At 47.2% G+C, this 14,764-nt stretch carries 11 protein-coding genes and 1 tRNA gene; 8 read left to right on the forward strand and 4 right to left on the reverse strand.

The window, feature by feature from the left end:
- Positions 1 to 6: 6 nt before the first annotated feature.
- Positions 7 to 792, reverse strand: a complete 786-nt coding sequence (locus tag G459_RS0119285; RefSeq protein ID WP_026969109.1) for an alpha/beta hydrolase — start codon at positions 790 to 792, stop codon at positions 7 to 9.
- Between the two features lie 183 nt (positions 793 to 975).
- Positions 976 to 1,677, reverse strand: coding sequence for a hydrolase (locus tag G459_RS0119290; RefSeq protein WP_026969110.1), 702 nt, complete (start codon positions 1,675 to 1,677; stop codon positions 976 to 978).
- 242 nt (positions 1,678 to 1,919) lie between these two features.
- Between G459_RS0119290 and G459_RS27975 the strand changes: the two genes are divergently transcribed.
- From G459_RS27975 to G459_RS0119315, 4 genes are all read left to right on the forward strand, one after another.
- A complete protein-coding gene (locus G459_RS27975; RefSeq protein ID WP_084454587.1) occupies positions 1,920 to 3,710 on the forward strand; it encodes an amidohydrolase in 1,791 nt (596 codons plus the stop codon).
- A 30-nt stretch (positions 3,711 to 3,740) separates the two neighbouring features.
- Positions 3,741 to 5,099: an alginate export family protein gene (locus tag G459_RS0119300; protein ID WP_026969111.1), complete on the forward strand. Its 1,359-nt coding sequence runs from the start codon at positions 3,741 to 3,743 to the stop codon at positions 5,097 to 5,099.
- A gap of 22 nt (positions 5,100 to 5,121) precedes the next feature.
- On the forward strand, positions 5,122 to 6,183 hold the full coding sequence (locus G459_RS0119305; RefSeq protein ID WP_026969112.1) for an adenylate/guanylate cyclase domain-containing protein: 1,062 nt from the start codon (positions 5,122 to 5,124) through the stop codon (positions 6,181 to 6,183).
- 253 nt (positions 6,184 to 6,436) lie between these two features.
- Positions 6,437 to 8,740: a tetratricopeptide repeat-containing sensor histidine kinase gene (locus G459_RS0119315; RefSeq protein WP_084454589.1), complete on the forward strand. Its 2,304-nt coding sequence runs from the start codon at positions 6,437 to 6,439 to the stop codon at positions 8,738 to 8,740.
- A 627-nt stretch (positions 8,741 to 9,367) separates the two neighbouring features.
- Here the strand turns inward: G459_RS0119315 and G459_RS0119320 are convergent.
- Positions 9,368 to 9,441: transfer RNA gene (locus G459_RS0119320), tRNA-Pro, on the reverse strand.
- 230 nt (positions 9,442 to 9,671) lie between these two features.
- On the opposite strand from G459_RS0119320, the gene G459_RS0119325 reads away from it, so the two are divergent.
- The 4 genes from G459_RS0119325 to moaCB all read left to right on the forward strand — a co-directional run bounded on the left by G459_RS0119325 (position 9,672) and on the right by moaCB (position 13,260).
- On the forward strand, positions 9,672 to 10,847 hold the full coding sequence (locus G459_RS0119325) for a molybdopterin molybdotransferase MoeA (protein WP_026969114.1): 1,176 nt from the start codon (positions 9,672 to 9,674) through the stop codon (positions 10,845 to 10,847).
- Positions 10,848 to 10,867: 20 nt separating this feature from the next.
- Positions 10,868 to 11,446, forward strand: a complete 579-nt coding sequence (locus G459_RS0119330; protein WP_035456459.1) for a molybdenum cofactor guanylyltransferase — start codon at positions 10,868 to 10,870, stop codon at positions 11,444 to 11,446.
- A gap of 3 nt (positions 11,447 to 11,449) precedes the next feature.
- Positions 11,450 to 12,256 carry a uroporphyrinogen-III C-methyltransferase gene (gene cobA / locus G459_RS0119335; protein WP_026969116.1) on the forward strand — a complete coding sequence of 269 codons (807 nt, stop codon included), beginning with the start codon at positions 11,450 to 11,452 and terminating at the stop codon, positions 12,254 to 12,256.
- A 122-nt stretch (positions 12,257 to 12,378) separates the two neighbouring features.
- Complete coding sequence (gene moaCB, locus G459_RS0119340; protein ID WP_026969117.1) at positions 12,379 to 13,260, forward strand: bifunctional molybdenum cofactor biosynthesis protein MoaC/MoaB; 882 nt, start codon at positions 12,379 to 12,381, stop codon at positions 13,258 to 13,260.
- 86 nt (positions 13,261 to 13,346) lie between these two features.
- On the opposite strand, the gene G459_RS0119345 is transcribed toward moaCB, so the two are convergent.
- Positions 13,347 to 14,624, reverse strand: coding sequence for an alginate export family protein (locus G459_RS0119345; protein WP_026969118.1), 1,278 nt, complete (start codon positions 14,622 to 14,624; stop codon positions 13,347 to 13,349).
- Between the last annotated feature and the right edge of the window lie 140 nt (positions 14,625 to 14,764).

Raw genomic sequence — 14,764 nt, forward strand, 5'->3', positions numbered from 1 at the left:
CTCAACTCAGGTTTTTTCGAGCCAGTTTAGGATGTAATCGGCGTCTTCCTTCCAGCTCGGCAGTCCTAGGACGAAGTGATTCTTTCCGGGAAACTCCTTGTACTCGAGGATGGAGCCGTTTTGCTTGTACTTCTTGTAGTTACGGTAGTTCAGGTGCGCGGGCATGATGTGATCTGTACTGCCGGAAGTGAAAAGCAAGGGAGGGTGGGGTTTGTCGTAATCCACTTTGGTTGCGTCAGTCAGTGCTCCTCTGGCAGCTGTTTTTGATTCCGGGATGGTGTATTTGGCGTAAGCTGCGCGCTGATCCTTGGCATCCATCCCGTTGACGAACGCGTACTGCCAATCCTTGAAGGACATCATGTAGGTTTTCTTCATTGAGGTGAAGAGCCCCAGGACTTTCCATCCCGCATTAAGGAATGAGAATTCATAGGGAAGTACGCCCTTGGGCGGAGCCGAATGTATGGCCACTCCCGCCACTCCGAAGTCACGGTTAAGCAAAACTTGTGTGATCAGTCCGCCAAAGGAATGTCCGATCAGGATGGGTTTTTCGGGAAGGCTTTTGGCAATATTGGCGTAGTGGTCTATGAGCTCATAGGTAGTTAATGTCGCCAGATCGATGTCAAAAGGTTGGCGGTCCCGGAGCTCTTGCGCCGTGGCATCTTTATATGGCCAAGGCGGGGCAAATGTAGTATAGCCTTTGCTTTCAAAGTGTTCTTTCCATTCATCCCAGCAGGTATGGCTTACAAATGCACCCGTGATAAATAGGATAGTTTTGGACTTGATAGTTTTCATTTTCCTAAATAGTTTATGTTAGATTAACTTGTCTTAAAATGCCTGAAAAAGTCTGTTTTCCGAATGCATAACATGTCAAAACTAACTCTATGTAACAGGTTATTCAATGTGTAAGTGATGCATTAAAATGTATATATCAACGGATTAAATGGCTGATCTATGATTGGCGAATGGACGGAGTGCCTAGTGCTTGATGACTTCGTGAGCGTATTGGATTCCGATTCCATAGGCTCCTCCATATTTTTTGAACAGGGAAGTGACCGGGCCATAGGTTTCTGCTCTCGCCCAGTCCCGCTGGAGTTCTAAGACGTATTGCGTTGCGGTCATTGGTTTGGCTCCTTTTTGGATCATCCGCTGGATGGCCATCTCGTGGGCTTGCTCACTTGTGTCCCCACAACCATCAGTAATTACATAAACTTCGTATCCGTCTTGGATCGCGGAGAGAACCGGTCCGACGATGCAAACACTGGTCCAGAGCCCTGCGATGACGATTTTCTTCTTTCCGGCGCCGGTGATCGCTTTGTGTGCCGGGCCATCCTCCCAGGCGTTCATGGTAGTTCGGTCGATGTAATTGGAGCTGGCTTTTGGATAGATCTCTTCGATTTCGGGAAAGACCGGCCCGCTGAAGGATTCCTCCGCCACTGTGGTGATGATCGTCGGAACCTTGAAGATCTTCGACCCACCAGCCAAAAGCCCGACGTTGTTTCGGAGTTCCTCGATGTCAATATTCTCGACCGGGAATGCCATTTGGCTTTCGTGATCGATCATGACCAAGACATGGTTGGATGGTGTCAGCAGTTCGGGCGAAGGCTTTTGAGCAAATGCCGGAAACGCAACGGTGATTCCCAATAGGAATGCACTACAAGATAGGATTGGATTTTTCATGATTTTGTTTAGGTTAGTTTTGAAAAGTATGTGACGGTAAATTTGTGTGAAATATATTAATCCGTCGATTGCTGTTTTATTTATAAAAATGTATTTATCATTTGCTTTTTTTTAATGCCTAATTAAGTTTGGATATCAAGTCACTATTTAAATTGAATTGTACATGTGTAGGAATGATTTGTCTATTTATTGACAATATATGTCAGGCTAAATTGAGCTCTCATTACTCAATAGTGACTCAAATGAAAAAGCTACCTATATTAGGATTTATACTAGTCGCCCTCTTCAACTTTTGCACTCCCAACACAGAGAAGCTCCAGCCCGCCGACGCTCCGGATTTGATTGTATATAATGCGAAGGTCGTCCTGGAATCCGAAGGGCAGTTTGCAGAAGCTTTTGCAGTGAAAGACGGCAATTTTCTCCAAGTCGGGACTTCTGAAGAGATCTTAAAGCTCAAAGGCGACAGCACCCAAGTCCTCGACGCGCAGGGTAAGACGATTGTCCCCGGGCTGAATGATTCGCATACACACCTTATAAGAGAAGGACTGAACTATACGCTGGAGTTGCGCTGGGATGGTGTGACCAGCATCGCCGAAGCCTTGCAGATGCTTAAGGAGGAGGCCGAGCGCACCCCGGAGGGAGAATGGATCAGGGTCGTCGGCGGCTGGGGCGAGTTTCAGTTTAAAGAAAAGCGGCTCCCGACGCTGGAGGAGATCAACGCCGCCGTCCCTGACAAGCCGGTGTACATCATGTATCTGTATTCGCTTGGTTACCTGAATCAAAAAGGCGTGGAGGTGCTGGGATATGACCAAAACACCAAGTTTCCCGGAGGGGAAGTGGCGTTGAAAAACGGAAAGCCAACCGGATTTTTGATTGCCAAACCCAGTGCTTTGGTACTTTACAAGACACTAACTCTACTGCCAAAGCTTAGCAAAGAGGATCAGCTGATTTCAACAGTTTACTACTTTAGAGAGCTGAACCGACTAGGAGTGACCAGCGCAATTGATGCAGGGGGAGGAGGGCAATATTTCCCGGATGATTACGCGGTGGTCAAAGAATTGGCGCAGCAGGGAAAACTCTCCGTACGCACTTCTTACTACCTATTTGCAGTCGACAAAGGCAAGGAACTCCAAGACGTCAAAACGTGGACAGCAAATCAAAAGCTCTTTGAAAACCAGGACATGCTGCGGCCCAACGGCTACATGCTGCATGGCGCGGGAGAAAACCTGACCTGGGCGGCGGCGGACTTTGAAAACTTCCTGGAGCCCCGGCCTGAACTGGCGCAGGGGATGGAGGCCGAACTGGATTCCATTGTTACCGTTTTGGCCAAGAATAAATGGCCTTTCCGGATTCATGCCACGTACGATGAGAGCATCACACGCTTTCTGAAAGTCCTGGAAAAGGTGGACCGGAAACACCCTTTTCTGAACCGGGTCAGATGGATCATCGACCACGCTGAGACGATCAGTGAGGAAAACCTTCGAAAGATTAAACGCATGGGGGGTGGTATTGCGGTTCAAAACCGGATGCTGTTTCAGGGAGAATATTTCCTTGAGCGCTATGGAGCGGAAGCCACCAAGCAGGCTCCTCCAATCAAAAAGATGTTGGAATTGGGCATTCCTGTGGGTTTGGGAACAGACGGAACGAGGGTGTCCAGCTATAATCCCATGCTGGCGCTTTACTGGGCAGTCTCAGGCAAGACATGGGGCGGGACTCAGCTTTACGACGAGTCGGCAAGGCTGAGCAGGTACGAAGCACTGAAGCTGCTGACTATTGGCAGCGCCTGGTTTTCCTCCGAAGAATATGTCAAAGGGTACATCAAGGAAGGGATGTATGCTGACTTTGCCGTGCTTTCGAAGGATTACTTTTCAATCCAGGAAGAAGAAATCAAGCAACTGACTTCCGAACTGACGGTCGTAGGCGGGAAGATTGTCTTTGCCGATGGCATCTTTAAAGAACTGGATCCGACTCCGGCGCCGTTAAGTCCAGCCTGGTCGCCGGTGAAGTTTTATGGTGGGTATCAGAATCGGTGAGAAGTGAAATCATGCTTGACTCATTGATCCATGGCTATATCGAGAGTTTTTCTTTTGTGCTTTTGTATCGCAAACCTGGCTGTGGCGCAGCAAAACGGGATCAGAAATGTCCGGTACGAAGAAGACTATGGCTTTTTGAAAACTGATACCTCGCGTCGGTTTCCGAAGATCAAATATCTGCCCATTTCGGAAGGCAGCTTCCTGAGTCTGGGGGGAGAGGTCCGCTATCAAGCCCAATGGTTCAAGAATGAAGATTGGGGTGATGGACCAAAGGAAGAATACTTGGCCTTTTACACCCGCTTTCTGTTTCATGGCGATTTTCACTATCGAAGGTTTCGGGCTTTTGCGCAGTTGAACAGCACTTTTGCCGCGGGTCGCCCCGGCCCAAACCGGTCGATTGACGAGAACAGGCTGAGTTTCCATCAGCTTTTCTTCGAATATAAACTCCGGGAAAACCCAAGCAAGCAACTGACTGCCCGTGTCGGACGGCAGGAGATGAGGTACGGTTCCGAGCGATTGATCACGGTACGGGAAGGACCAAACAACCGACTGAGCTTTGATGCCGCGAAGGTCCTTTATCGCGCTGAGCGCTATGGAATCGACGCCTTTTACGCCAGACCCGTGCAACTCAAATTGGGAGTTTTTGACGATGAGATCAACCGGAAAAAGGCAATCTGGTCAGGCTATGGGGTTGTTTCCATTGGGCAAACATCCAAGTTGGACCATTACTACATAGGCTTTGAAGATGAACAGGCTTCGTTTAACGGATTTTCGGAAGCTACGGAGGTCCGCCACTCTTTGGGCGGTAGATGGTGGGGAGTTTGCCAGAGATTGAACTTTGATCTGGAAGCGCTGTATCAGTTCGGCGACTTTGGCGATCAGACGATCAGTGCCTACACCGTTTCAGCCAATTTGTGGTACACCTTGGATCAGTTTAAGTCCAAGCCTGGTTTTGGGCTCAAAACCGAAGTGATCAGTGGAGACAAAAGCCAAACTGATCAGCGTCTGAATACCTTCAATCCCATGTTTCCGCGAGGGGCCTATTTTGGATTGGCAGCGCTGATCGGCCCGGCAAACCTGATCGATCTGCATCCTGCTTTTCAGATAGGTGTCGGGAAAATGCTTGTTTTTTCAGCGGATTTTGATCTTTTCTGGAGATACAGCACCAGTGATGGGATCTATGGTCCCAATGTCCAAATGCTCTATACCGCGCAAAGTGACGAAAAGAAGATCGGCAACCAGTTGGGGATAAATCTGGAATACAGTCCAAACGGGCATCTGTCACTTGTGCCGGAATTCACCTGGTTTCAGGCCCAAGATTATCTCAAAGAGGTGGGAGCCGGTGAAGACGTGCTTTTCGGAGCATTGACTGTTCAGTATAGGTACTAGCAGCAAGATTTCGTGTTGACCCATGATAAAATTCAAAAAACTCTTCACTATTGCGACAGTCTGGACGGTGATCGGATTGATCATCACGGCCTACGACTATCTGGTGATCGCTTCCATGAGTTCCGCTGGATTCAGTGCAGAATATGACCTAAAATCGAGCCTGCTGCTCAACGGAAGTGTCGGATTTGCGGCGGGGCTAATAGGTGGAGGCTTTCTGGTTTATTTTGTCAATGAGCGCTACCGGGAGGGGCCGTATTGGACTTCCCTGGCATTGGTGATGGCGTCGTTTGTGGTGGTCAGCGGGAGTTTGGTGCTTGTGGTATCGGTGTTTGAGGCACGACACTTCATCGGTTGGGAAGGGCTGCACGGAGGATTTTTAGATCTATTGTCAGACACGGCCCATCTGAAAAATGCGACCGTGTGGCTGATTGTCCTGGTCCTTACCCAAGTCACTTTACAGGTCAATGACAAATTTGGACAGAACAACTGGATTAACTTTCTCCTGGGCAAATACCATCGTGCAAAAGAGGAAACCAGGATATTCATGTTTGTGGATCTGAATTCCTCCACAGCCATTGCTGAGAAGCTGGGCAATGAGCGATACCATCAGTTCTTAAAGGAATACTTTACAGACATCACCGCCCCGATTGTAGATCACCGGGGAGAGATATACCAGTATGTAGGCGATGAGGTGATTATCTCCTGGATGCTGTCGCAAAAAGGGGGAAATGAAGATTGCCTGAAATGTTATTTCGCGATGAGTGATTTGATCGCCGGGCTGTCAGACAAATACCGGCTGAAGTATGGCGTTGTTCCGGAGTTTAAAGTGGGGCTTCACTTTGGAAAGGTCACTGTCGGAGAGATCGGCGTGATCAAACGGGAATTGACATTTTCAGGTGACGTACTCAACACCACTTCCCGGATTCAGGGAAAGTGCAAAGAACACCAAGTCAGAATCCTCGCATCGGACGAGTTGCTTGCCATCCTTCCCAATGATGAATTCTACCAGCGGATCCCAATCGGGACGGTGGAACTGAGAGGAAGGGAGGCAAGAGTGGATATTAGCACGTTGGCTATTTTTTAGGGCTTTTCAAAACTGGATTTTGGTGAAAAATTACCTGGCATCTGGTTGTTGAAATTGAAATTTAGGTTCCATTGATCAACGATTACAATGTTTTAACAATCTGATTTTCTTGAACTTTGATTGAAACCATTCATCCTATTTTTTGAAACAATTGCTTAAATTCAACTTTCCTGACTTTTTGAAGAGACAAGAAAAATAAGGAGACAAAAGATTCTGCCTGAAAAGTTGGATCAAAAAAGGCAATCAACCATTTATGAAATCAAAAGATTTTTCACGTTTGACAGTCGATACGCTGCTGAACATTTTTTTAATACACTTTTATATTTTAAGACATTTTCGAGAGTCGTTTAGGTGTGATGTCATTGTGTATAAGGCATTTGCCGGAGTTTTAATTTTAGTGTCACTGTTTTCATCTGTTTGCTCAGCCCAGCGTTACCACAGAGATGACTTGCCGGAACTGATAAACTTGATCAATGAATTACCTCAATCAGATACGGCAAAAATCTCGCTCCTGCAGGAGGCCGCTTATCTCTATATCATGAAGGCTGGAGAACTTCCTAAAGATCTGGACAGTGCACTGCTGATGATTGAACAAGCGGAAGTGTTGAGTGAAAAATCAAAACTGTACCCACTCATTTTGAAAAGTCGCCTTTTAAAGGGAGTTGTTCTGATGGAACGAAGTGACTTTGCAGCGGGAAAAGTTGCCTTACTTTCCGTTGCTGAAGACTACAGGAAATTAGAAGACAAGGAAAACCATGCCTACGCGATAAGTATGTATGCGCTCTATACACCCCATAGATCCAAAGACAGAAAAATATACCTACGGCAAGCTGAATTGGCTTATCTAGCTGCCGGCAATGAGAAAAAGGTATTGGAATGCAGGTTGCATCTGGTCGGGCATCAATATGCGAAAGGCCTTCTTGACTCTGCATTGTTCAATGTACAATTGTTGTTAAAAGATTGGGAAGGCGTAGAGGGGCCGGAAATAGTAAACGTGTACAGCTTGCGTGCAGCAATACATATGCAATACGGTAATTACAATGCCGTAATTGAAAATCTGTTGCTGGTCCTGAACATGCTTGATGACGGAGAGCACACCAACGCTGATTTTCAAAAGCGATATCGCTACTTTATGTCCATTGATATCGGCCGTGCTCATTATCATCTCCGGAATTATAAAAAAGCATTCGAATGGTATGAGCGTGCCTTGGAAGAAGGAAAAACAAATTACCAAAATTACATTTATGTTGACTGTGTGACCTATTTGGCCAAATTGATGATTCAACAAGGAAGGCCTAAGGAAGCGTTAAATTTTGTTCAGTCCCTTAAACAATCGCATCCGCCCTTGGGCCCGGCAGAGGAGCAAGCCTCGATCTTTGCACTGGCTAATTGTTATAACGCCCTTCATCAGGATGATCTTGCGGAGAAGAATTACAAACTTGCTATCTCGATGGGACACCTAGTGAGTCTTACGGGGGAATATTTAAACACAGAAGCAGAGTTTTATTTGTCGAGAGGTAATTTCAATGAAGCTAAATCAACTTCGATTAAGGTGATAAGTAATTCCGATTCCACTGCTATGCCTTTGGTTGCGAAGAGTACAGCGCTGTATACTCTATACATGGCAGACTCTGCCTTAGGCAATTACATGCAAGCAATGAACTATCTGAAGCAACACATGGAAACGAAGGAATTTATATTTGAACAAAGCAAAAGTCGACAAATTGAAGAGTTATCTATTCGATATGAGACCGCAAAGAAAGACCAGGAATTAAAACAACTGTCACAACGATCTGAAAGGCAGGCTCAACAACAAAAAGCAATCGTTGCGGCAATTGTTTTCCTGATTTTTATACTGGCTCTTATTTACATACTATATCGAAACAAGCAGAAAACCAACCGGAAGTTAATTCACCTGCTGGACGAAAAAGAATGGCTACTGAGGGAAGTTCATCACCGTGTCAAAAACAACCTACAGACGGTGTTGAGTTTGCTTGAATCTCAGTCCAGACAGTTGAGCAGCGAAGCTCTTCATGCCATTCAGGACAGTCAGAACAGGGTCTACGCCATGTCCCTTATTCACAAGAGACTTTATCAATCCACCGATGTGGCGTCAGTCGATATGGAGGAATACCTCCGTGAGCTGATTCAGCACCTCAATGAAAGTCTTATGGGCTCCAAGACTGTTCCTATATCTCTGGATCTGGATCGGGTTGAATTGGATGTGTCGCAGGCGGTTTCTTTGGGACTGATCGTGAATGAGGCCATCACGAATTCCATGAAGTATGCTTTTCCGGGTGAAACGGAGGGAAGTATGATTTCCGTTTCGCTAAAGAAACTCGAAAACCAAAAGGCCGAGTTGAAAATTTCGGACAACGGTGTCGGTATCCCCGAGCTCAAAAAGAAAAATGCCGGGAGCCTGGGGTTGAAACTAATGCGGGGATTGACTGAAGATATAGATGGAATTTTTTCGATTACATCGGAAGCTGGCGTACAGGTTTTTGTGAGGTTTGTAGCCAACCTGCCTTTACAGATGCTGAGTGAAAAACGGTATTAAAATATCGCAATACAAAAAAAGCTTTGCGGCAATGGGCTTTGGCTTTTTAAACTTTGGAAAAATGGGAGAAGGACTCCCTTCGATTTCCACAATACGGTTGCGTTACATCCCCAATTCATGAGCAAAAAAAAAGACAAACTGAATTTCTTCAATTTGTCTTTTTAAAGTCGGGGTGGCAGGATTCGTGTCTACGATCTTCCCGATCTAAAATCGGGACGCGGTACCGGGCTACGCTACACCCTCAACGATGATTGTGGATCTGTTATCCCGGAATTCAAAAGACATAAAAAAAAAGCCCCTGAAATTCATCAGAGGCCTTAAAGTCGGGGTGGCAGGATCTGTACTACGACCTTCCCGATCTAAAATCGGGACGCGGTACTGGGCTACGCTACACCCTGAACGATGACTGTTCTATTGTTGCTAGAATTCAAAAGGCATAAAAAAAAGCCCCTGAAATTAATCAGAGACCTTAAAGTCGGGGTGGCAGGATCTGTACTACGACCTTCCCGATCTAAAATCGGGACGCGGTACTGGGCTACGCTACACCCTGAACGATGACTGTTCTATTGTTGCTAGAATTCAAAAGGCATAAAAAAAAGCCCCTGAAATTAATCAGAGGCCTTAAAGTCGGGGTGGCAGGATTCGAACCTACGACCTCCACATCCCAAATGTGGCGCGATACCGGGCTACGCTACACCCCGCTTTACTGTTAAAATTTCGAAGCCTAAACCCCTTTTTCTAACGGCATGCAAACATAGCGATTTTATTTTTTGCTAAAAGACAGATGCCGGAAAATCTGTCATATTTTTTTCAACCGCCTTACACTCATGGATATAAAATTATCGGCAGTCAAAAAATTCAAGATAATACGTAGTAAGTAAGTATAAATACGTAATTTTGATTTACATTTAGCTACAATTAGGAAATCAAGATGGTATCTGTCAACACTGCATTAGCTCTTGTCAACCAACATACGTTGGTGTTGCAGCCGAAAAAGCTGCCATTGGAGCTAGCGTTGGGTTATTTCTTGGCGGAGGACATCTTTGCACCGATTTCGATTCCTCCATTTCGTCAGTCAGCGATGGACGGCTACGCAATTACGTATGGGCAGTCCGACGCGTACGAAGTAGTGGGAGAGAGTAAGGCGGGTGATTTTCAAGAATTCGACCTAGCGGGCAATCGCGCCGTCAGGATTCTCACCGGTGCCAGGGTTCCTGATCTGGCTGATACGGTAGTCATTCAGGAGAATATCTGCAGGACGGGTTCCGAGATCCGGATTCAGCAGATGCCAAAGCCTTTTGCCAACGTCAGATGCGTGGGTGAGCAGGTCAAGGCAGGCGAACTGATTGCAAGAAAGGGCGCGAAGATTCAGGCCATGTTGCTTGGATTTTTAGCGGGATTTGGAATTGCAGAGGTTTTAGTCATTAACAAACCCAAGATCAATGTACTCGTCACCGGGAATGAACTGCAAGCTGCAGGTACATCTCTCGGGCCCGGCGGCGTTTACGAAACCAGCGGGGTCACCATTAAGGCGATCTTAGCCGAGCAAGGCTTCCGTATCGAGCGTGTCGACCACGTCAGAGATGACAAGTTGGATACCGCGTTGGCTATCAAAGAGGCGCTCGATGCGGATGTGCTGCTGATCTCTGGCGGGATTTCGGTGGGAGACTATGACTTTGTGAAGGCTGGACTGGAGATGAATGGCGTTCAGGAGCTTTTCCATCAAGTCAACCAAAAACCTGCCCGGCCGATGTGGTTTGGGAAAAAGGGAAAAACATTGGTCTTCGCGCTGCCTGGAAACCCGGCAGCAATGGTTACTTGCATGCAAGTCTATGTGTTGCCCGCGCTTCGCAAGATGACCTCCGCCAAAGCCTGTGATATGAGTTTGAGAAAGGGAACATTGGCAGGAGAGCTCAGTAATCCGAGCGGGAAAAGCCTTTTTCTATTGGCAAACGAGCAGAATGGTAACGTAAAGATCCTCGACAAACAGTCCTGCAATGCGCTGGGCTCCTACGCTCAGGCCAATGCCTTGGTGTATGTGGATGAGTCGGTTTCGAGGCTGGAATACGGAGATGCAGTCAATTTTCTCCCAATCAACAATTCTTAATTTCGTTAGCAATAGTAGAAATGATTCAACCGGAACTGTCAGCTTACATCCTCTGTGGAGGCAAAAGCTCCCGGATGGGAGAGGAGAAAGGACTCGTAGAATTCCAGGGGAAGCCTTTTGTCCAATGGATCTTGGAGGCGGTTTTTCCCCTTGTGGCAAATCCAGTCTTGGTCACAAAAAACCCTGCTTATGGTTCATTTCAGCTGGAGATGATCCCGGATTTGATCGAAGACAAAGGGCCGGTGGGAGGGATCTACACGGCTTTGGCCCATGCCAAAACAGATTTTGTGTTGGTCCTCAGCTGCGATATTCCCAAGATCACGACGGAGGTGGTTTCTTTTCTGCTGGAAAAAGCCCAACAAGAACCTTCCAAGATCACCTTTCTCTCAGATGGAAAAAATGACTACCCGCTCATCGGAGTCTATCCAAGACAGTACATGGAGCCGTTTAGAATAGCAACGGAAAAGGATGAGCTGAAGCTCCGCCGATTGGTTGAAAGCCTCCCTCATCAGAAGATCGAACTGAATCCCAGAGGCACTGCTTCCCTCCAAAATATCAATACCAAAACTGACCTTATTGCCCTATCTCAAACCTATTAGAATATGAACAAGTCATCCAAATCCATCCCCCATCTTACGTTGATCGGTGCCGGGCCCGGTGATCCTGAATTACTGACTTTGAAGGCTGCCAAAGCACTTGAGCAGGCTGAAGTGGTGCTTTACGACGCATTGGTCACCGAGGAAATCCTTGATTTGGCTCCGAATGCAGTGAAAGTTTCTGTTGGGAAACGAAAAGGTGCCCATTCTTTCACCCAAGACGAGATTAACGAACTGATCGTGACCTATGCTCACGAGTTTGGATCTGTGGTAAGACTGAAAGGCGGCGATCCTTTTGTCTTTGGCAGAGGTAAAGAAGAAGAGGAATTTGCCGCGAAGCATGGGATCGGCACAACCGTAATTCCCGGGGTCTCATCCTGCATCGCTGTGCCGGCGGCGATTGGAATTCCGGTCACCTATCGGGGTACTTCGGAGAGTTTTTGGGTCATCACCGGCACCACCAAGGGACATGAACTGTCTGCGGACGTGGCTCTGGCAGCGCAGTCCACCGCCACGGTGGTTATCTTGATGGGCTTGTCCAAGCTGGAGGAGATCGTCAGGATTTACAAAGGACTGGGTAAAGCGGATATGCCCATTGCCATCATTCAAAATGGTACCAGAGCTGACCAGCGGGAAGTAGTCGGCACGATCAAATCGATCCTGAAACTTTCGAAGAATGAAGCCATGACAGGCCCCGCAGTTTTGGTGATCGGAGAGGTGGTTAATCTCGCTACGGTGAAGGCAATCTCGGACGAAAATTACGTGTTTGAGGACGAGTTTATTTTTCAAAACTTGGATGCATATCCTTTTTAAAATGCTCACAATAAAAAAGATATGTCGTCTTGTGTTAATTGTAAGATGATCTATCTGATAAAGCAGCTGCATTCATTTGTCGATGTGTCTTTGAGGTAGATTTTTAATCCCACGATTGATTCATGGAAGACATTTCGGTCAACATTAGCTCGCTTCGGGAGGCCTGTGCCGAAGCGGTGATTTGCGTCAGTAAGTCCGAAACGATCCAAGCCATCCTTGATGGCCGGGTTCCAAAGGGAAACGTCTTCGAAATGGCCAAAGTCGCAGGGCTTTTTGCGGTGAAAAATACACACCTGAGCCTTCCAAACTCCTATCCAGTCCCGATCGAGTTCACCTGCATTGAGTACCGGATCGCAGACCTGGAGATTCATGTCTTGGTCAAAGTAAGATCTGTTTGCAAGTCCAACTTGGAGATGGAAGCGATGCACGGCGCTTCGATCACGGCTTTGACGATCTATGATATGCTGAAGCCCATCGACAAAGGAATCCACATCCAGCAGATCAAAATTCTGGAGGAGCCTAACGAACAATCCAGACCTCAGCCGGGCCATCCATTCAATGCCGCGGTGGTGGTCTGCTCCAATGCAGTCTCGAAAGGAGTCAAACCAGATTCCGCAGGCCAGCTAATCCTGAAAAAGCTCCTTTCCCAAGGCCCAGAAATCACTTCCTATTCCATCATTCCGGATGATTTGGATCAGATAAGAGCGCTTGCAAAGGAGCTTTCTACCAATAACCAACTGGTGATTTTCAGCGGAGGAACCGGTCTGTCTAAGACTGATGTGACCACAGAAGCACTGGAATCACTTCTTGACCGCCGAATTCCGGGAATTGAAGAGGCCATCCGGCGCTATGGACAAAGTCTCACGCCCTACGCCATGTTTTCCAGGAGCCTGGTAGGGACAATCGGAGACTGTCTCGTGCTAGCCTTGCCGGGATCTACTAGAGGTGCCGGAGAGTCGATGGATGCGATCTTTCCGCATATCCTTCATGCTTTTAGACTGTGAACGGCGGCCGATACCAAGATTGAACGTCTTCATTAAGTGATCCATTAATCACATCCAAACTTCCGACTTCCATTCCTCCCGACATACTATTCCTCCTTCAGGGAATGCTTAAAGAGGCTGGGAGTGACGATCAGCTGAGCCCATCCCCAGTTTTGGGTCTTTGCCGGGGCGATGCCACCTTTGAGGACAGTCATGCTTTCGGTATCGAAGTACTGCGAGTAGCCGACGTTTAGCTTGATGTTTTTCGCGATTGTCTTGGAGTAAACCAAATCCAATTCTGATCCTAAATTCTTACTTAGGCCATCATTCAATTCAGCCTGAGCGGAGAAAAAGTGCACAAACGCCCCGATGCTCGAGTTTTTGCCGGTAGGCACCAAGGTCGTCAGGTAGAGGTCGTTCAAGCCCACATTGTTCGCGTGATTTCCTACATAAAAGAGATCCATATAGCCGTTGAACTTGTGGTTGGTGCCGTAAAGCGGGAAGAAGGAATTGGTCTTTTCGGTGGCCACTTGATCCGAACCGCTCAGCGACTCAAAACCCAGCGTGAAGGCTACTTTTCCGGGTTTGTATCGCGCCTCGAGCATGTATTGATACGCTGTGAGGTCGGTTGTGGGAGCGGATTTTCCCGTCTGGAGATACGCCGAACCTGTCAGGGTAAACACCGACACAGGAAAGGTAAAGTAGGTACCGGTCGTCTGTCGGTAGTAGACACCGTCGGGTTGTGGAGTGGCACCCTCTGTATATTTCTGAAAACCGTTGTTCAAAAAGAGGAAACTTACAGAGGCTTTGTCCCAGGTTTTTTTGGCGTGCAGCATCTGCATCACTTTGTAAGTGTAAAGTCCCGTGATTGGAAAACCCGTCCCTTCATTTTTCTGATTTTCCTGGCTGTAGGCTACCGCAAGGTCAGTTTTGAAGCCATTTTTCGCAAAGGTGAGCATAGCTGCGTCATGAAATCTGCCCTGCATCGTCCAGTCCACTTCTCCAAGTATGCGTTGATCGTCATAGGAAAGCGTCTGTCTGCCGAGTTTCATCGACCAGTTTTCGGTGAAAGCATAGCTCAGCCAAGCTTGGAAAAGCGAGAAGGAGTGGTTTTCATCGTTGATCGCCAGCTGTCGGGTGTCTCCCCAGGTGCTGACATCCTGAACACTGAAGTAGACTTTAAGTTTGGAATCCTGGTAGGCAAAGTTGAGGCGGGAGCGCTGCGTGACAAATGCGGCCGGATCGGCGCCGTCCGGAAGTGGGGCACCGAAACCGTGGCGGTACTCGAATCTTGGACGGATGTCTGCATCGAGGGAGAAAGTCTGTGCGTCGACTTCGAAGAATACCAGGAATGAGAGCGCGAGAGCGTAGAAGATTTTTTTCATAATAGCTAGAATAGGTTGATTAAAAATAAGTATAAATACTTATAAAATCTAAGAAAATACTTACAAAAAATAAGTATTTATTCTAGCTGTAGGAAGATGATGAATAAGAAAGAGCGACGGATGGAGTCGCTCTGGGGATT

This window comes from Algoriphagus terrigena DSM 22685, assembly GCF_000429445.1.
Lineage (GTDB): Bacteria > Bacteroidota > Bacteroidia > Cytophagales > Cyclobacteriaceae > Algoriphagus > Algoriphagus terrigena.

Coding starts and splice junctions, on each gene's coding strand:
- G459_RS0119325 (WP_026969114.1), top strand. CDS start 9,672: ATGGTATCTGTCAACACTGCATTAGCTCTTGTCAACCAACATACGTTG.
- G459_RS27975 (WP_084454587.1), top strand. CDS start 1,920: ATGAAAAAGCTACCTATATTAGGATTTATACTAGTCGCCCTCTTCAAC.
- G459_RS0119345 (WP_026969118.1), bottom strand. CDS start 14,624: ATGAAAAAAATCTTCTACGCTCTCGCGCTCTCATTCCTGGTATTCTTC.
- moaCB (WP_026969117.1), top strand. CDS start 12,379: ATGGAAGACATTTCGGTCAACATTAGCTCGCTTCGGGAGGCCTGTGCC.
- G459_RS0119285 (WP_026969109.1), bottom strand. CDS start 792: ATGAAAACTATCAAGTCCAAAACTATCCTATTTATCACGGGTGCATTT.
- G459_RS0119330 (WP_035456459.1), top strand. CDS start 10,868: ATGATTCAACCGGAACTGTCAGCTTACATCCTCTGTGGAGGCAAAAGC.
- G459_RS0119300 (WP_026969111.1), top strand. CDS start 3,741: ATGGCTATATCGAGAGTTTTTCTTTTGTGCTTTTGTATCGCAAACCTG.
- G459_RS0119290 (WP_026969110.1), bottom strand. CDS start 1,677: ATGAAAAATCCAATCCTATCTTGTAGTGCATTCCTATTGGGAATCACC.
- G459_RS0119315 (WP_084454589.1), top strand. CDS start 6,437: ATGAAATCAAAAGATTTTTCACGTTTGACAGTCGATACGCTGCTGAAC.
- G459_RS0119305 (WP_026969112.1), top strand. CDS start 5,122: ATGATAAAATTCAAAAAACTCTTCACTATTGCGACAGTCTGGACGGTG.
- cobA (WP_026969116.1), top strand. CDS start 11,450: ATGAACAAGTCATCCAAATCCATCCCCCATCTTACGTTGATCGGTGCC.